The sequence below is a fragment of the Streptosporangium sp. NPDC053982 genome (genome assembly GCF_055585205.1).
The window spans coordinates 101,700-119,571 of sequence record NZ_JBVJKQ010000004.1; the positions used below are offsets into that span (position 1 = coordinate 101,700).

At 72.6% G+C, this 17,872-nt stretch carries 12 protein-coding genes; 5 read left to right on the plus strand and 7 right to left on the minus strand.

Annotation, left to right across the window (positions count from 1 at the left end; genetic code table 11):
* Positions 1-19: 19 nt before the first annotated feature.
* The 3 genes from ACZ6W9_RS07925 to ACZ6W9_RS07935 form a co-directional block, all read right to left on the minus strand.
* The gene (locus ACZ6W9_RS07925) at positions 20-826 is read right to left on the minus strand and encodes an enoyl-CoA hydratase-related protein (RefSeq protein WP_470116934.1); all 807 of its coding nucleotides are present in this window, start codon (positions 824-826) and stop codon (positions 20-22) included.
* Complete coding sequence (locus ACZ6W9_RS07930) at positions 823-2,928, minus strand: acetyl/propionyl/methylcrotonyl-CoA carboxylase subunit alpha (RefSeq protein WP_470116935.1); 2,106 nt, start codon at positions 2,926-2,928, stop codon at positions 823-825. Before ACZ6W9_RS07930 ends, ACZ6W9_RS07925 begins: the two co-directional genes overlap by 4 nt.
* 171 nt (positions 2,929-3,099) lie before the next feature.
* Positions 3,100-4,632: an acyl-CoA carboxylase subunit beta gene (locus tag ACZ6W9_RS07935; protein WP_470117190.1), complete on the minus strand. Its 1,533-nt coding sequence runs from the start codon at positions 4,630-4,632 to the stop codon at positions 3,100-3,102.
* A gap of 320 nt (positions 4,633-4,952) precedes the next feature.
* Here ACZ6W9_RS07935 and ACZ6W9_RS07940 point away from each other — a divergent pair, with 320 nt between their 5' ends.
* Positions 4,953-5,180 (plus strand): hypothetical protein, encoded by a 228-nt coding sequence (locus ACZ6W9_RS07940; RefSeq protein ID WP_362943131.1) that lies wholly within the window; start codon positions 4,953-4,955, stop codon positions 5,178-5,180.
* A gap of 58 nt (positions 5,181-5,238) precedes the next feature.
* Here the strand turns inward: ACZ6W9_RS07940 and ACZ6W9_RS07945 are convergent, their stop codons facing one another.
* Positions 5,239-7,179: a serine/threonine protein kinase gene (locus ACZ6W9_RS07945; RefSeq protein WP_389960952.1), complete on the minus strand. Its 1,941-nt coding sequence runs from the start codon at positions 7,177-7,179 to the stop codon at positions 5,239-5,241.
* 250 nt (positions 7,180-7,429) lie between these two features.
* On the minus strand, positions 7,430-8,791 hold the full coding sequence (locus tag ACZ6W9_RS07950) for an FAD-binding oxidoreductase (protein WP_362943125.1): 1,362 nt from the start codon (positions 8,789-8,791) through the stop codon (positions 7,430-7,432).
* Between the two features lie 290 nt (positions 8,792-9,081).
* On the opposite strand from ACZ6W9_RS07950, the gene ctaD reads away from it, so the two are divergent.
* The 3 genes from ctaD (at position 9,082) to ACZ6W9_RS07965 (ending at position 15,121) form a co-directional block, all read left to right on the plus strand.
* Positions 9,082-10,755, plus strand: coding sequence for an aa3-type cytochrome oxidase subunit I (ctaD, locus tag ACZ6W9_RS07955; protein ID WP_389960954.1), 1,674 nt, complete (start codon positions 9,082-9,084; stop codon positions 10,753-10,755).
* A gap of 495 nt (positions 10,756-11,250) precedes the next feature.
* The gene (locus ACZ6W9_RS07960) at positions 11,251-14,022 is read left to right on the plus strand and encodes an immune inhibitor A domain-containing protein (protein ID WP_389960957.1); all 2,772 of its coding nucleotides are present in this window, start codon (positions 11,251-11,253) and stop codon (positions 14,020-14,022) included.
* A gap of 160 nt (positions 14,023-14,182) precedes the next feature.
* On the plus strand, positions 14,183-15,121 hold the full coding sequence (locus tag ACZ6W9_RS07965; protein ID WP_389960959.1) for a diacylglycerol/lipid kinase family protein: 939 nt from the start codon (positions 14,183-14,185) through the stop codon (positions 15,119-15,121).
* 52 nt (positions 15,122-15,173) lie between these two features.
* Here the strand turns inward: ACZ6W9_RS07965 and mads6 are convergent, their stop codons facing one another.
* Positions 15,174-16,601 carry a methylation-associated defense system protein kinase MAD6 gene (mads6, locus tag ACZ6W9_RS07970; protein WP_389960961.1) on the minus strand — a complete coding sequence of 476 codons (1,428 nt, stop codon included), beginning with the start codon at positions 16,599-16,601 and terminating at the stop codon, positions 15,174-15,176.
* Positions 16,602-16,995: 394 nt separating this feature from the next.
* Positions 16,996-17,136 carry a hypothetical protein gene (locus ACZ6W9_RS07975; protein ID WP_470116936.1) on the minus strand — a complete coding sequence of 47 codons (141 nt, stop codon included), beginning with the start codon at positions 17,134-17,136 and terminating at the stop codon, positions 16,996-16,998.
* 154 nt (positions 17,137-17,290) lie between these two features.
* On the opposite strand from ACZ6W9_RS07975, the gene ACZ6W9_RS07980 reads away from it, so the two are divergent.
* Positions 17,291-17,824 (plus strand): GNAT family N-acetyltransferase, encoded by a 534-nt coding sequence (locus tag ACZ6W9_RS07980; RefSeq protein ID WP_389960965.1) that lies wholly within the window; start codon positions 17,291-17,293, stop codon positions 17,822-17,824.
* Positions 17,825-17,872 lie beyond the last annotated feature (48 nt).

The window sequence follows — 17,872 nt, forward strand, 5'->3', positions numbered from 1 at the left end:
ACGGCCGGCCGGAAGGCCGTCAGGCGCCCGGCGGCACCCAGGACGCCGGGCGCTTCTCCATGAACGCGGCGATGCCCTCCTGGCCCTCGGCGGAGGTGAACCGCTCGGCCGACAGCTCGGCCATGCGGCGCATGCCCTCCTCCAGCGGCATCGCCGGCACGGTCCGCACCAGCCGCTTGGTCAGCGCGAGCGCCTCGGGGCCGCCGCGCAGCAGCATGCCGGCGTAGTGGGCGACCGTGCCGTCCAGTTCGGCCTCGGGCACGGCGCGGGTGAGCAGGCCGATCTCCTGGGCGCGGGCGGCATCGAAGGTCTCCCCGGTCATGAGGTACTCGGCCGCGGCCCGCGGGTCGAGCCGCCGCAGCACGGTCACCGAGATCATCGCCGGGACCACGCCGAGCCGCACCTCGGTGAACGCGAACGACGCCGTGTCCGGCGCGATCGCGAAGTCGCAGGCGGCCACCAGGCCCAGCCCGCCGGCGCGGGCGGTGCCGTTCAGGCGGCAGATCACCGGCTTGGGGCTCTCCCAGACCAGGCGCATGATCTCCGGGAAGGACGCGGTGACCGGGGCGTTCCCGGCCGCCCCCGGGCCGATCCGCTGCTCCTTGAGGTCGGCGCCCGCGCAGAACACCGGACCGGTCCCGGTCAGCACGATCACCCGCACGCCGTCGTCGGCGAGCGCCCGGTCGAGGTGGCCGCGCAGCTCGCCCAGCAGCCGCACCGACAGCGCGTTGCGGTTGCGCGGCGAGTCGAGCGTGATCGTCGCGATCCCGCCGGCCGCCTCCCCGCGCACCAGGGGCTCCACCGGCCGCTCGTCAACGACGTTCATCCGCCACTCTCCTCGATCACTGCCAGCACGGCGCCCGCCTCTACCCGGTCGCCCGGGGCGACGTTCACCGCGGAGACCGCGCCGGAGGCCGGGGCGGCGACGCGGTGCTCCATCTTCATCGCCTCCAGCACCAGGACCGTCTGCCCGGCGGTGACGAGATCGGCGGGCTTGACCTCGACGCGAAGCACCGTACCGGGCATGGGCGCGAGCAGGGAGCCCGGGGCCGTGCGCCCGGCCGGCTCGGGCAGGCGGGGCAGCGGGGTGAGCCGTACCGGGCCGAGGGGGGAGTCCACGTGCGTCACGCCGTCGTAGCGGGCGACGGCGAAGCGGTGCCGTACGCCGGAGGTCTCCAGGACCACCAGGTCGGGGGCGGCGGAGACCAGAATCGTGTCCGGCAGGCCCTCGGCCCGCAGCCCGTCCCGGGTGATCAGGTAGGAGACCCGCGCCTCGGCGAAGTCCGTACGGCGGGGCTGGGAGACCACGTTGCGCCACCCGGCGGGCAGCCCCGCCTGGACGGGGGCGGCGGCGCGGTTGGCCGCGGCCTGCGCCAGGGCCGCGGCCAGGGCCGACAGGGGCAGGACGGGCGGGCCCTGGCCCGCGCCGGGCGGAGCGGCCGGCACGGCGGCCGACGGGACGGCGGCGGTCCCGGTGGGCATGGCGGGCCCGGCGGACCCGGTGGACGCGTCGGGTTCGGTGAGTGCGGCGGTCAGGTCGTGCTCGGCGAGGAAGCCGGTGTGGGTGTCCCCGGAGCGGAACGCCTCGTGCCGCAGGACCCGCACCAGCAGGTCGCGGTTGGTGACGAGGCCGTGGATCCGCGCGGACGCCAGGGCCGCGGCGAGCCGGCGTACGGCCTCGGCCCGGTCGGGGGCGTAGGAGACGACCTTGGCGAGCATCGGGTCGTAGTGGACGCCGATCTCGCAGCCGTCCTCGACGCCGGAGTCCAGCCGCAGGCAGCGGGACGCGCCGGGCGGCGGCGGGGCGAAGCGGACGTCCACCCCGGGGATGTCCAGGAGGTGCAGGACACCGGCCTGTGGCAGCCAGTCGCGCCCGGGGTCCTCGGCGTACAGCCGCGCCTCGACGGCGTGGCCCGACGCCCGCGGGGGCGCCTCGGGCAGCCGCGCGCCCTCGGCCACCCGGATCTGCAGCTCGACCAGGTCGACGCCGTACACGCACTCGGTGACGGGGTGCTCGACCTGCAGGCGGGTGTTCATCTCCAGGAACGCGACGGTGTCGCCGGAGACGAGGAACTCCACCGTGCCCGCCCCGACGTACCCGACGGCCCTGGCGGCGGTGACCGCCGCGTGGCACAGCCGGACCCTGGCGGCGGGGGAGATCGCCGGGGACGGGGCCTCCTCGATCACCTTCTGGTGCCGCCGCTGGATCGAGCACTCCCGCTCGCCCAGCGCCCACACCGTCCCGTGGCGGTCGGCCATGATCTGGACCTCGACGTGCCGGGCCCGCTCCAGCAGGGGCTCGACGAAGACCGTCCCGTCCCCGAACGCCGCCTCGGCCTCCCGCCGGGCCGACTCGACCGCGGCGGCGAGGTCGCCGCCCGGCTCCACGACCCGCATCCCGCGCCCGCCGCCGCCCGCCGACGCCTTCACCAGCAGCGCCCCCCGGCCCGCGGAGGCCGGCCCGTGCTCGATCAGGGCCCGCACGTCGCGTTCGAGGTCGCCGGCGGAGCCGTCCGGCCCGGCGGTGAAGCCGGGGAGCACCGGGACCCCGGCCGCGGCCATCAGCGCCTTGGCCTGGATCTTGGAGCCCATGGCGGCCACGGCCTCCGGGGGCGGGCCGACCCACGTCAGGCCGGCGTCCAGCACGGCCCGCGCGAACGCGGCGTTCTCCGACAGGAAGCCGTAGCCGGGGTGGACCGCGTCGGCCCCGGCCCGCAGGGCCGCCTCGACGATCCGCGCCGCGGACAGGTAGGTGGCTGCGGGCTCGGCGCCGGGCAGCCGTACGGCGTGGTCGGCCTCGGCGGCGTGGGGGGCGCCCGCGTCGGCGTCGGAGAACACCGCGACGGTCTCGATGCCGAGGTCCCGGCAGGTACGGAGGACCCGGCGGGCGATCTCACCGCGGTTGGCGACGAGGAGGCGTCCGATCACCGGCGGCCTCCCGGCCGCGGGCGCCGTGCCGGGCGCGCGGCGGACGGCCCGGCGGCCGCGCGGACCGCCGGGAGGGCGACCGGGTTCCCGGCGGGAACCGGTCCTCCCTTGTGCGGAGGGGATACCGGAAGGGGCGCCGCGGGGGCCGCCGGGAGGGTCAGGGTCACGGGCTCACATCCGGAAGACGCCGAAGCCCGCGGGCTCCGGGACGGGGGCGTTGCCGACGGCCGACAGGCACAGGCCGAGGACGGTGCGGGTGTCGCGGGGGTCGATGACCCCGTCGTCGTACAGGCGGCCGGACAGGAAGAAGGGCAGCGACTCGGCCTCGATCTGCCGCTCGACCATCTCGCGCATGGCCGCGTCGCCCTCCTCGTCGTAGTCCTGTCCCCTGGCCCGCGCCGCGGCGCGGCCCACGATGGACAGCACCCCGGCGAGCTGCGCCGGCCCCATGACGGCCGACTTCGCGCTCGGCCAGGTGAACAGGAACCGGGGGTCGTAGGCCCGGCCGCACATGCCGTAGTTGCCGGCGCCGTAGGAGGCGCCCATGACGACCGTGAGGTGCGGGACCGTCGAGTTGGCCACCGCGTTGATCATCATGGAGCCGTGCTTGACGATGCCGCCGCGCTCGTAGTCCGTGCCGACCATGTAGCCCGTGGTGTTCTGCAGGAAGACCAGCGGCGTGCGGGCCTGGTTCGCGAGCTGGATGAACTGGGCGGCCTTCTGGGACTCCTCGCTGAACAGCACGCCCCGGGCGTTGGCCAGGATCCCGATCGGGTGGCCGTGCAGCCGCGCCCAGCCGGTCACCAGGCTCGTGCCGTACAGGGGCTTGAACTCGTCGAACCCGCCGCCGTCCACGATCCGCACGATCACCTCGCGCGGGTCGAAGGGGACCCGCAGGTCCTCCGGCACGATGCCGAGCAGCTCGTCGGCGTCGTGCCGGGGCTCGCGCACGGGCCCGGGGGCCGGGCCCGCCCGGCGGTGGTTGAGGTTGCGCACGATCCGCCGCCCGATGCGCAGCGCGTCGTGCTCGTCGGCGGCGAGGTGGTCGGCGAGCCCGCTGACCCGGGCGTGCATCTCGGCGCCGCCCAGCGCCTCCTCCTCTGCCTCCTCCCCGGTGGCCATCTTCACCAGCGGCGGCCCGCCCAGGAAGACCTTCGCCCGCCCGCTGACCATCACCACGTGGTCGCTCAGCCCGGGGACGTAGGCGCCGCCGGCGGTCGAGCTGCCGAACACCAGGGCGATGGTCGGGATCCCGGCGGCCGACAGCCGGGTCAGGTTCCGGAAGACCCGCCCGCCGGGGATGAAGATCTCCTTCTGGGTCGGCAGGTCGGCCCCGCCGGACTCCACCAGGTTGATCAGCGGCAGCCGGTTGGCCAGGGCGATGTCGGCGGCGCGGAGCGTCTTGCGCAGCGTCCAGGGGTTGGTGGAGCCGCCGCGCACGGTGGGGTCGTTGGCGACGATCACGCACTCGACGCCCTCGACCACGCCGATCCCGGTGACCACGCTCGCCCCGACGGGGAACTCGGTGCCCCAGCCCGCCAGTGGCGAGAGCTCCAGGAAGGCCGAGTCGGGGTCGACGAGCAGCTCGATCCGCTCCCGGGCGAGCAGTCCGCCCCGCGCGCGGTGTCGCTCGACGTACTTCGGGCCGCCCCCGGCGACCGCCCTGGCGTGCTCGGCGTCGAGTTCGGCCAGCTTGGCGAGCATCGCCGCGCGCCGCGCCCGGTAGTCGTCCCCGGAGATGTCCGGCCCGCTCACCGGGCGTCCCGCCCGGTGTCCGTCCGCCTGCCCCGCCTGCCGCGCGCCGGGCGCCTCCGCCCGGCCACCGTCCCAGAGTTGACGATCACTCCAGCAAGGTAGCCGACGCTCCGGCGCTCCGACAGGGGCGATGACACGTGTTGCGGCGGAAGCGGAGAATACGCGCCGGAACGGCGGCGGGAACGTTTGCTCCGGCCGGTCCGTGGCACCTGGAGATCATGAACCTATCGAGGAAGCAAAGGCATCTTCTGTTCGGTGCGTTCGGGCACATGAAGCCGTCGAGGGCGATACGGACCGTCCTCCTCTTCGCCGTGTCGGGCACCGTGCTGTCGATCGTCCTCTCGGTCCTGCTGGACGACATGATCCTGGGCCTCGTCCTCGGGTACGGCCTCACGGGCGGGGCGACGCTGTCGTACGCGTTCTGGGACCGCGGGAGGACCGCGGAGCGGGAGCGCGGCGGACGGGTGAACGCCGCCCGGAGGCCGCTCGGGACCTGACGGGCGCGGTGCCTCCGTCGGACCGGTCCCGTCCGGGGCCGGTCCGGCGTCTTCCGGGTCAGCCGCAGTGGCTCCAGCCGCTCTTCCATGACGCCGAGCCGTACGAGCCGCCCCAGATGACGCACTTCTTGGCGCCGGGGAGCCGCACCGGCCCGGCGTAGGCGGTGTAGGAGCCCGGGTTGCCGCCGGAGGAGCCGCCCTTCACCTGGAGGATCGCGTTCATGGAGATCTTCCCCGGGACCACGTACTTCGACATGGTCACCACGCAGTTGCGGCCCGCCCCCGAGTTGTAGAGCAGGTAGACGGTGGCCGAGGACGACAGGGCGTGGGAGTCGATCACCTTGTAGCCGGAGCCGCAGACGCCGGTCGCGGTGTAGGGGTTGGGCTTCGGCGCGGGCTTGGGCTTGGACGTCGTGGCGCTCGGTTTCGGCTTCGGCGCGGTCGTCGGCTTGGTGGTGGCCCGCGGCGGCGCGGTGGCCGGCTTCCCGGTGGAGCCGGTGGAGTCGGACGACGGGTCGCCCGGCTCCACCGTGTCCTGGTCCGCGGTCTGCCGCGGCTGCCCACGGTCACCGGAGCCGCCGCCCGCTTCGGTGGCCGTCGGCTTGGGCGTCCTGGGCGGCTGGGGCGCGACGGTCCGCTCCCGGCCGGCCCGGACGGTGGGCGAGGGGCTCGGCTTCGGCGCGGGCGACTCCCACGCCGCGGGCGGTTCGTCGGGCATGAGCTCGGACTCCGGCTGCTCGGGCTCTCCGGCCTGCCGGGTGGGGTTCGCCTCCGCGCTCCTGGACGCCTCGGCGGCCTCGGCGGCGGAGGTCCGCTCGTCGCCGTTGAGGATCACCACGGTGCCCGTGGCGACCGCCAGCGCGGCCACGCCCGCCACGCTCGCGAGCAGGAGGCCGCTCGGCCGGCGCGGCTTCGGCGCGGGCCTGCCCGGCCGGGACGGATCACCGGGGACGGCCGGGCCGGGAGCGGCACCGGGGCGGGAGGCCCCCGAGCCGGCCGGACCGGGGGCGCCGCCGGGGTGCGGGAGGCCGGAGACGGCGCCGGGACGCGGGACGCCGGGGTGTGGGGGACCGGCGGCGGCCGGGGTGGAACCCGGCGGACCCGGCCGGGCGGGGGCGGGCGGAGGCGGCACTGCGGACGGGGTCTGCGCGGCCCGGTCCCGAGCGGCCTGGTCCCGAGCGGCCTGGTCCTGGGCGGCGGGACGGCCCCGCCCGCGGGCGGGGGAGGGGATCGTCGAACCCATCAGGTGGCTCACCAGCTCCTCGGCGGTGGGCCGCGCCGCCGGGTCCTTGGACAGGCACGCGGTCACCAGGGAGTGCAGCTGCCCCTCCAGCGCGCCGAGGTCGGGCTCGGCGGTGAGGATCCGGTTCATCACCACCGGGATGGAGTCCGCGCCGAACGCGGGCTTGCCGGTCGCGGCGAAGACCATCGTGACGCCCCAGGCGAACACGTCGGCCGCGGCCGTCACCTCGCCGTCGCCGAGCTGCTCGGGGGCGAGGTAGGACGGCGTGCCCACGGCCGTCCCGGTGGAGGTCAGGCCGGGGGAGTCGAGCGCTCTGGCGATGCCGAAGTCGATCACGACGGGGCCCTCCGGCCCCATCAGCACGTTGGCGGGCTTGAAGTCCCGGTGCAGGATCCCCGCGCGGTGGATCGCCGACAGCGCGGTGGCCGTGCTCATCGCGAGGCGGTCGAGCGCGGCCCCCCGGCGCGGCCCCTCGGTGAGGACCAGCTGCCGCAGCGACGGCCCCGGCACGTACTCGCTGACGACGTACGGCTGGCTGCCCGCGAGGTCGGCGTGGAGCACCGAGGCGGTGCAGAACCGGGCGACCCGCTGGGCGACCGAGACCTCCCGCAGGAACCGTGACCGCGCCTCGGGGTCGGAGGCCAGGCCGTGATGCAGGAGCTTGACGGCGACCTGCTCACCCGCCGGTCCGCGCCCGAGGAAGACGACCCCCTGACCGCCCTCCCCCAGACGGCCGGTCAGCTCGTACTGGCCCAACCGCGGGGGATCCCCCGCTGCGAGCGGCTCTACCACAACGACCCCCGACAAAAGCCAAAAAATAGGTTTATCTGGGGCAGCACGCTACCAGCGTGAGCACGGGGACGGATGTTTTCCGCCACACCTCACCGGTCACCGCCGGTCCGGGCGGGCCGCCGGGGCCTTCCCGGCCTCGGCGAACGGGCGCTCCGCCGTACCCGGGCCCGCCGGGGCCACCCGGGTCGCCGGGCGGCCCCGGCGGGCGAGCGGCTCAGATGGCCTTGCCGGGGTTGAGGATGCCGAGCGGGTCGAAGAGATCCTTGATCCCGTGGTGCAGCTCCTCGGTGACCGGCCCGGTCTCCAGCGCCAGCCAGCGCCGCTTCAGCAGCCCGACGCCGTGCTCGCCGGTGAGTGTGCCGCCCATGGCCAGCGCCTCCCGGAAGACCTCGTCGGCCGCGGCCCACACGTTCGGCGGCGGCTCGGTCAGGGCGTGGTCGAAGATGAAGACCGGGTGCAGGTTGCCGTCGCCGGCGTGGGCGACCGTGGCGATCAGCGCGTCGTGCCGCGCCGCGATGGCCTCGATCTTCTCGATCATGAACGGCAGTGCCGAGCGCGGCACGCACACGTCCTCCACCAGGCACTTGCCCAGCCGTTCCTTGGCCTGGTAGGCCATCCGGCGGACTCCGATCAGCTCCTGGGCCTCCTGGGGGGTGGAGGAGACCGCCACGAAGGACGCCCCGTCGGCCTCGCACAGCTCCGACATGCGCGCGGCGACGGCGTCGGCGTCGGCGGAGTCCGCCTGCCCGATCAGCATCGCCTTGGTGGCCGGCTCCAGCCCGATGTTGCGCCAGGCGTCGACGGCCTCGAGCGTGGTCCGGTCGAGCATCTCCAGCAGCGAAGGCTGGCACCCGGCCGCGATGATCGCCGAGACCGCGGCGGCGGCGTCCCGCAGGGAGGTGAACTCGGCGGCGATCGTCGCCGGGTAGGAGGCGGGGGCGCGGCGCAGCCGTACGGTGGCCGCCGTGATGATCCCGAGCGTCCCCTCCGAGCCGACGAACAGGCCGGTCAGGTCGTAGCCCGTCACGCCCTTGACCGTGCGCCTGCCGGTGTCGACGACCCGCCCGTCGGCCAGGACGACCTCCAGGCCCAGCGCCGAGTCGCGGGTCACGCCGTACTTCACGCACCGCAGCCCGCCCGCGTTGGTGGCGAGGTTGCCGCCGATCGTGGAGATCTCGTAGGAGGAGGGGTCGGGGGCGTACATCAGCCCGTGCTCGCGGGCCGCCCTGTCCAGGTCTGCGGTGATGACGCCGGGCTCCACCACGGCGATCTCGTCGGCCGGGGACAGCTCCCGGATCGCGGTCATCTTGTGCAGGGCCAGCACCACGCCGCCGTCCACCGAGGTGGCTCCGCCCGCCAGGCCGGTCCCGGCGCCCCGGGGCACCACCGGCACCCGGTGGCGGGTCGCCCACCGCATGACGGCCACCACGTCGTCGCGGCTCTCGGCCAGCACGACGGCCAGGGGCTTGCCCGGCTCCAGGAAGGTCCGGTCCCGGGCGTAGGAGTCGGTCACGTCGGGGTCGGTCAGGATCTTTCCGGGTGCGAGCGCGGCGGTGAGTTCGGCGATAGCAGTCACAAGGGGACTTTAAGCCCTCGGGCCGAGCCGCCCTGACCGGGCGTCGGCCCCGGGGCTCCGCCGGGGGGACCCGGGGGTGGACGCGATCCGGCCCGATGCAAGAATTCGGGAAATAAGGGCGAATTCTCCCTGTAAGTGTAGATTTTGGGCTTAATTACCTTAACGAGACGATTAGTTGACTATGTAGCTACTCGCGCCGCGTGTTCGGGTTATCCGCACCGGGCAGAGGGCTGGTGAACGAACGGGGAGTTCCGCCGTATCCGGCCGTCGCCAACCGGAAGGAGCCGGCTGTGACAACTGTGCAGCAGCGGCCCGCGCTCGCGCCCACCGCCAAGGGTTCCCTGATCGTGTCGTGGCTGACCACGACCGACCACAAGATCATCGGAAACCTCTATCTGATCACGTCGTTCGCGTTCTTCGTGATCGCCGGGCTCATGGCGATGGTCATCCGCGCGGAGCTGCTCCAGCCGGGCCTCCAGTTCGTCAGCCAGGAACAGTACAACCAGATGTTCACCATGCACGGCGCGGTGATGCTGCTGCTGTTCGCCACGCCGCTGTTCGCCGGATTCGCCAACGCGATCATGCCGCTGCAGATCGGCGCGCCCGACGTGGCCTTCCCCCGGCTGAACATGGTGAGCTACTGGCTGTTCCTGTTCGGCGGGATCATCGTCATCTCGGGTTTCTTCACCACCGGCGGCGCGGCGAGCTTCGGCTGGTTCGCCTACACCCCGTTGTCGAGCACGGTCAGCTCGCCCGGAGCCGGCGGCGACCTGTGGATCATCGGCCTGGTCACCGCGGGTCTGGGCACGATCCTCGGCGCGGTCAACTTCATCACCACGATCATCTGCATGCGCGCCCCCGGCATGACCATGTTCCGGATGCCCATCTTCACCTGGAACGTGCTGCTCACCTCGATGCTGGTGCTGATGGCCTTCCCGGTGCTGGCCGCCGCGATGATGGCCCTGTTCATCGACCGGAAGCTCGACGCCCAGATCTACGCCCCCGAGACCGGCGGGCCGATCCTGTGGCAGCACCTGTTCTGGTTCTTCGGCCATCCCGAGGTGTACATCATCGCGCTGCCGTTCTTCGGCATCATCACCGAGGTCATCCCGGTCTTCAGCCGCAAGCCCGTCTTCGGCTACATCGGTCTGGTCGGCGCGACGATGGCCATCGCGGGACTGTCGATGACCGTGTGGGCGCACCACATGTTCCCGACCGGCCAGGTGCTGCTGCCGTTCTTCTCGTTCATGTCCTTCCTCATCGCGATCCCGACCGGGGTGAAGTTCTTCAACTGGACCGGCACGATGTGGCGCGGCCACCTGACCTTCGCCACCCCCATGCTGTTCGCGGTCGGCTTCCTGGTCACCTTCCTGCTCGGCGGCCTGACCGGCGTCATCCTCGCCTCGCCGCCGCTGGACTTCCACGTGACCGACTCCTACTTCGTGGTGGCCCACTTCCACTACGTCGTCTTCGGCACCGTGGTCTTCGCGATGTTCGCGGGGTTCTACTTCTGGTGGCCGAAGCTGACCGGGCGGATGATGAACGAGACGATCGGCAAGATCCATTTCTGGCTGCTGTTCATCGGGTTCCACACCACCTTCCTGGTCCAGCACTGGCTCGGCGTCGAGGGCTTCCCGCGCCGCTACGCCGACTACAGCGCGATCGACGGCTTCACCGGCCTGAACATGATCTCCTCGATCGGCGCGTTCGTCCTCGGAGCCTCCACGCTGCCGTTCTTCTACAACGTCTGGTGGTCCTTCCGCCACGGGGAGCGGGTCACGGTGGACGACCCCTGGGGGTTCGGGAACTCCCTGGAGTGGGCGACCTCCTGCCCGCCGCCGCGGCACAACTTCACCTCGCTGCCGCGCATCCGCTCCGAGCGCCCGGCCTTCGACCTGCACCACCCCAGGGTGAAGACCCAGCCGCGCCAGCTCGACCCGACCGCCCCGCAGGAGGAGATCTGACCGCCCGGCCCCTCCCGTCCTGACGCCGCGCCGGCGTCGCCCCGTCGCCCCGTCGCCCTGACGCTCCGGCACCCCGGTGCCGGGGCGTCGCCGTGTCCCGGCACCCCGTGACGCCCGCCGTACGGCCGGCCCGTCCGTGACGCCCGCCGTACGGCCCGCGCCCCCGTGACGCCCGTCCGCCGTGCGCCCCCGTCCGCCGCGTGATCCTCCCGCCATGCGGACTGTCCCATACGGCGGCCCCCGTACGGCCTGCTTCCCCCCGCCCGGCCCGCACGCCGGTGGCTCACCGCGCCCGACCTGCCGATTGACCATCAATAAAGGATCAAGGAGCGACATAACGTATTTACGCGACAAAAGGCTCTCAATTACAGTTTCGCAACATAAAGCCGACGTCTTTACTCTTGCTTTACCTTCTCGTCTAACGTCCCCGTCGGCGCGTGCACACGGCACGCAGGGATGTCCGCGCCCGGCGAACCCGGGCAGGGAGGGTATGCGTTGTCCAGTAGAGGCAGAGGCATCCGCAGGCGCGTTCTCGCGCTGGTGCCTGTGGTCGGCCTGGCCGCCGCGGGACTGGCCGTCGGCGGCCAGTCGGCGCAGGCCGACACTTCGGTCGCCCGGTACCAGCCGTCCGCGGCCGATTACTACATCAACTACGCGCCGCCCAGGGAAGAGCCGGAGGTGGCCGACCCGGCCGTCCCCGGCTCGCGCGCCAAGGCGCGTCAGGCCATCGCGGCGAAGAAGGTCAACCGCAAGTATTCCGAGGGCAACCCCGCCGCGGCCCGGGTGCTGGCCGCCCGCGAGGCCCAGGCGATCAGGACCGGGCTCAACCCGGCCGAGTTCCTGTTCAAGAAGTCGAAGGTCGTCAAGCAGGCCAAGCTCCTCACCCTCCTGGTGGAGTTCAACGACAAGGCCAACGACGACTTCTCGGGCTTCAGCCGTCCCAAGAGCGTGACCGAGGACGAGTGCGTGACCGAGCCTCCGGGCACGCTGATCAACGGTCCGCTGCACAACAAGATCCCCGACCCGGCGAAGCTGCCGCACAAGGACAACAACAGCTTCTGGGTGCCGGACTTCAGCCCCGAGCACTTCAACAAGATGCTTTACAGCTCCAAGGGCATCACCGAGCGGGTCCGCCCCGACCTGACCGACCCCCGGGACGGCCGCAAGGGCATCGACATCTCCGGCTCCACCATGAAGAACATGTACGAGGAGATGTCCAAGGGCGCCTACACCGTCAGCGGTCAGGCGAGCCCGTGGATCAAGGTCCCGCACTCCGAGGCCTACTACGGCGCCCGCGCCTGCGGCCAGGAGCCCCAGGACATGACCGGCCACCCGAGCAACCCGCTCGGCCCGGGCCAGCTCGCCATCGACGCGGTGAACTCCCTCGCCGCCGCCGACCCGAACTTCCCCTGGGCCGACTACGACGTCGAGGACGTCGCCGACGCCGACGGTGACGGCAACTTCGCCGAGCCCGACGGCGTCGTGGACCACCTGGTGCTGGTCCACGCCGGCAAGGACAAGTCCTCCGACGGCGGCGCCGAGGGCCCCTACGCGATCTGGGCGCACTCCAGCGCGGTGGCCGGCGGCTACAAGGTGCCCGGCAAGGACGTGAAGATCTCCAACTACATCGTCCAGCCGGAGGACTCCGGCGTCGGCGTCTTCGCCCACGAGTACGGCCACGACCTGGGCCTGCCGGACCTGTACGACACCACCGGCCAGGGGTCCTCAGCGGTCGACTTCTGGGACCTGATGTCCAGCGGCTCGCACAGCGGCCCGATCTTCCAGTCCATGCCCACCCATATGGGCATATGGGACAAGTGGGTCCTCGGCTGGGCCAACCCCAAGGTTTTCAACGCCGGTGACTCCTCCCGTCTCGTGACGATCGGCCAGGCGTCGCGCACGCCCAAGCTCACCCAGGACGGCGTCCGGGTGAACGTGCCCAGCGCGCCGCTGAAGATGATCGCGCCGCACAGCGGCACCAAGATGTGGTGGTCCAACCTCGACCAGGAGTGGGCCGACGTCAAGCTCGCCCGCGACGTCCAGGTCCCGGCCGGCTCCGACGTGAAGTTCTGGCTCTGGAACAACTACGAGATCGAGCAGGACTGGGACTTCGGCTTCGTCGAGGCGTCCACCGACGGCGGCTCCACCTGGAGCCAGCTGAAGGTCTACACCGAGGGCGGCGCCCTGGTCTCGACCGATGACGCCTACCCCGACCCCAACAAGAACCTCGCCAAGTTCAACAACCGCAAGTACGGCCTCACCGGCGACACCAACGGCTGGCGGCACGACTACGTCGACCTGACCCCGTACGCGGGCAAGGACATCAAGCTGCGCCTGGTCTACGACACCGACGCGGCCTTCACCCCGCGCAGCTGGCACGTGGACGACTTCGCGCTCACCAACGGCGGCCAGACCGTCTGGAGCGACGACGTCGAGGGCGGCAACAACGGCTGGACCACCAGCGGCGGCACCTTCACCAACACCCACGGCCAGGGCTGGATCGTCAACGACGGCTACCGCGAGATCTCCCGCTTCTACCTCGCGGAGTGGCGCAACTTCGACGGCTTCGACAAGGGCCTGCAGCACACCTACACCACCAACTACTCCCGTGACGGCGCGTGGAAGGTGGAGAAGGTCAAGTACAACGCGCCCGGCCTGCTGGTGTGGTACCGCGACTCCACCTACACCAACAACTCCATCGTCAACAACCTGGATCTGGCGCCGAGCATCGGCTCCAAGGGCAGCCTCCTCCTGGTCGACTCCCACTTCGACCCGCTCCGCCGCAACGGCGAGGCGGCCGAGAAGGACCCGACCGTGCTGAAGAACCTGCCCGGCCGTATGCAGAGCTCGAACGCGGCCTTCTCCTTCGGCAAGACCTACCCCTTCACCGAGTGCATCGAGGGCCCGAACGAGCCGTTCAGCGCCTACTGCAGCAAGTTGCCGGCCGAGAACGGGGTCCGCGAGTTCACCGACGCCAAGACCTGGGTCCCGGGCTTCGAGTTCCGTAACGGCAGCCTCTACTACCGCGACTTCGATGCCTCGGTGGTCGTCCCGTCCAAGGGCGACCAGCCCTACAGCACCCGGGTCGTCAACCCCGACGGCACCCCGGCCACCGACCTGTACGGCACCGACCTGGGCGACGGCCACGTCCTCGGCTCCGGCAACCCCGGCGACGAGGGCAAGGCGCTGGGCGTGAAGCTCAAGCTGATCTCCCCGCTCCCCGGCAACCTCGGCGTGATCGTCCAGGTGACCCCGCCGTCCAAGTGACCCGGAAGGTCCGTCTGACCGCCTGACCACCCGGTCCCGGACCGCCCGGTTCTCCCGGGCGGCCCGGTTCCCCCGGCCGGGAACCGTGTATGGCCCCGCCGTCACCGACGGCGGGGCCATACCATTTGAGCGGCAGGAACGCCGAGGCGGAGAGGGACACGTGGCAGAGCTCCGAAGCAAGGCCGAGCACACCGAGGCCATCCGGACGAAGGGCAGGGTCTGCCTGGTCGTCAACACGCGTTCGCGCCGCGGCCGCCGGCTCTTCCCCGAGGTCGTCCGCGCGCTGCAGGCGGAGGGTTTCAAACCGGTCCGCATCCTCACCGTCGACGATCCCCGCCGCCTGCGGGCCACGCTGGACGCGGCGCTGGACGAGCGCCCTGACCTGCTGGCCGTCGGCGGCGGCGACGGCACGCTCAGCGCCGCGGTCAAGCACGTCGCCCACCGCGACGTCGCCCTCGGCCTGCTGCCGCTGGGCACCACCAACAACTTCGCCCGCAGCCTCGGCCTTCCACTGGACCTGCCCGGAGCGGTCCGGGTGTTCCGCACCGGCAAGGTCGCCGACATCGACCTGGGCGTCGCCGGTGACCGGGAGTTCGCCAACCTCGCCAGCTTCGGCGTCTCCGTCGAGGTGGCCGGCAAGGTGCGGCCCTGGCTCAAGCGCGTCCTGGGACGGCCGGCCTACCCCCTGACCGCCCTGACGATCCTCCCCGGGCACCGGCCCTTCCGCGCCGCCATCACGGTGGACGGCCGGCGCCACGAGCTGCTCACCCACCAGCTCAACATCGCCAACGGCCGCTTCCACGGCGGCTGGCAGGTCGCCAGGGACATCAGCATCGACAACGGCCAGCTCGTCGCCTACCAGCTCGGCTCGGGCAAGCGCCTCCGGCTGGTCGTGGAGACCCTGATCCGCGCCGCCACCGGCCGCTGGCGCAGCCTCGCGGGCGGGCCCTTCGTCGTCGGCCGGGAGATGCTCCTGGAGACCGACCCGCCGATGGCCGCCGACGTCGACGGAGAGGTCCGCCTGATGACGCCGATCACCATCCGGACCATCCCGAACGGCCTGCGGGTGATGGTCCCCGAGGAGTTCGTCGACTCCTGAGCGCCCCGGCCCCGCGCCGCCCGGCCGTCGTCACGGCCGTGAAGGACCGTCATCACGGGCGGCGGCCGGACAGGCGGCGGAACCTGCCGCGGATCCGGTCGAGCAACACGGGGTCGCGCTCCGCCGCCCGCTCCCCGGGAGGCAGCCCCTCCCGGGCCCGCCGCAGGTCGTCGAGGGCCTCGGCGGCGCTCGGCCGCTTGTCCGGGGAATGGTCGCGCATCCGCCGCAGCAGGTCCGTCACCTGCGCCGGGACGTCGTCCAGCGGGGTCTCGGCGTCCGGGTTCCCCGACGGGAGCCGCCCGGCGAGCAGGTGGAAGCCGATGACCCCCGCCGCGTACACGTCGGAGGCGGCCGTCATCAGCTCGGGCTGGTACTCGGGGGCGACGTAGGGGGTGTCGAGGACGTTGGGCAGCTCGCTGGCGACCGTGTAGGGCCGGGGGCCGGGCTTGGCGTAGTCGAACCCGGTCAGCATCGCCCGGCCGTCCTCGGTCACCAGCACCCACGCCGGGCTGAGCGCCCGGTGGATGACGTTGTTGGCGTGGACGTGGGCCAGGCCCGCCAGCATGTCCTCCAGCACGTCGAGCCGGGCCGCGACGGGCAGGGCCCGCCGGGACGCGGTCAGCCGCAGCTGCAGCGCCTGGCCGTGCACGTCGTCGAGGACCAGCACGAACCGGCTCTCGTCGTCGACGGCGAAGAAGTCGCGCGCTCGGACGACGCACGGGTGCGGCGGGATCCGGGTGAGGGCCTGGTAGGCATTGGTGATCAGCCGCCGCTCGGCCGCGCGCGGCTCCTCCTCGGCCAGCGGATCGGCCCGGTACACCCGCAGCAGCACCGTCTCGCTGCCCGGGACCGTGGCGTTGAACGCGCGGTACTCGGTGACCCGGGCATCCCCGCCGAGCTCCTCCTCCACCTCCCAGTTGCCGAACCGGGGCGGCGCGGTGGACCTCCGTACGGCGCCGTTCAGCGCCTCCAGGATCGCGGTCCGGTACGGCCCGGTGTCCGGGGTGCAGCCCCGCCTGATCCGGGAGACGTCGCGCAGCGTGGGGATCAGCCCGTCGAGGCCGGTCACGTGCCCGAGGTCGCGGCCGGCCGGGTCGACGAGCTCGGTGCCGGGCCCGGTCAGCACGACGAGGCTGTCGACGTACACCCGCTCCAGCTCCCGCCGCCGCTGGACCAGCAGGCCCTTCAGCGCCCGCCCGGTGCCGCGCAGCTTGGTCACGGGGGAGCCGAACGCCTCCCGCCGCGCCGGGAACCACCGCGACCCGGCGACCTCGATCCGCCCGCGTGTCCCCTTCACGTCGATCACGCACAGGGAGTGGCCGGTCAGGACCACCAGGTCCACCTCGAAGACGTCGCCGTCGCGCGGCACCTCGATGTTGTGCAGCAGCAGCCAGTCGTCGGGGGCGTTGTCCCGCAGATGCGCGATCACCCGTCGCTCGGCGTCGTTGACCGGGCGTCCGCCGCCGACGATCTGTGCCATCTCTAGCGTGCCGCCCTTCCATCGCGTTCGGTAAGCAGAGCAAGGGTCTCATGATCTGGCGTAACAGACTTTCCTCGCGAGCCGACACGCCCCGTGTCCCGGGGCCGTCCGGCGCGTCGCCGATCCGGCCGCCGGGTCCGTCGCCCGTCCGGCCGGGAGCGGGCGGCGGGGGAGGGGAGCGGCTTCCGGCTGCGGGAGCCCGGCGGATCAGGCAAGATCGCTTCTGAACGGTGCGGCGCGGGCGGCGCGGCCCGGAACGGCTCGGTCGCGCGGCCGGCCCGCGGCCCGGGACGGACAGGGACGGCCCGGGGCGCGCCGGCCGTACGGGCGACGTCCGGCGGAGGCCGGCCACCTCGCGGGGGGAGTGGGAGTTGCGGATAGCCGAGGGCGCGCATCACTGCGGGCTGCCGTGCCGCTGGTGCGGCGGCGGCGGGACCTGGAGCCCGGAGAGGCCCAGCGTCCGGCGGTCGGGGGAGATCGTCTTCGTCCGGGCGGAGGAGGAGTGCCGGATGTGCCTGGGTACAGGGGAATGCATGCACACCCATCCCGGCGACTCCCCGGAGACGCCCATCTAAGGCGATATGCGAAAAATTGCCAGGAAATATGATAAATCCGTAAAAGAATGACTTATCGGAAAATGTAGATCATCGGGTTCGTGGAGCCCGTCCGCGGGCCGATACGCTCGCGGCGTGGAACCCGCAGAGATCACCATCGGCGCGCTCCGCCTGCGCCCGTGGCGGCCCGGCGACGCCGGGGCGGTCGCGAAGGCGTTGAGCGACCCCGAGATCCGCCGGTGGACGCGCACGCGGGCGGACGATCCCGGCCGGTGGATCGCCGAGCGGGCCGCCGGATGGGCCGACGGCTCGTCGGCCTCGTTCGCGATCACCGACGTGACGACCGGAGAGGTGCTGGGCCACGTCAGGCTCCGCGTCGGCGGCGCCGGAGCGCCGGCCGGCGCGGGGGCCGCCGGGGTGGGCTACTGGATCCTGCCCGCGGCCCGGGGCCGGGGCGCGGCCGCCCACGCGCTGGGCGCGGTCGCGCGGTGGGCGTTCACCCGCACGGACCTGTCCCGGCTGGAGCTGCGGCACTCCGTGGAGAACCCCGCCTCCTGCCGGGTCGCGCAGAAGGCCGGTTTCCCCCTGCTGGAGGTGCTGGACGTACCGTCCTGGGACGACGACGGGAGCGGCGTCAAAATCCACCTCCATACCCTCGTCCGAGAATGACCTAGTCTGTCGGCCGATGTTCTTCGGTGAGCGGAACGGCGGGCGGGC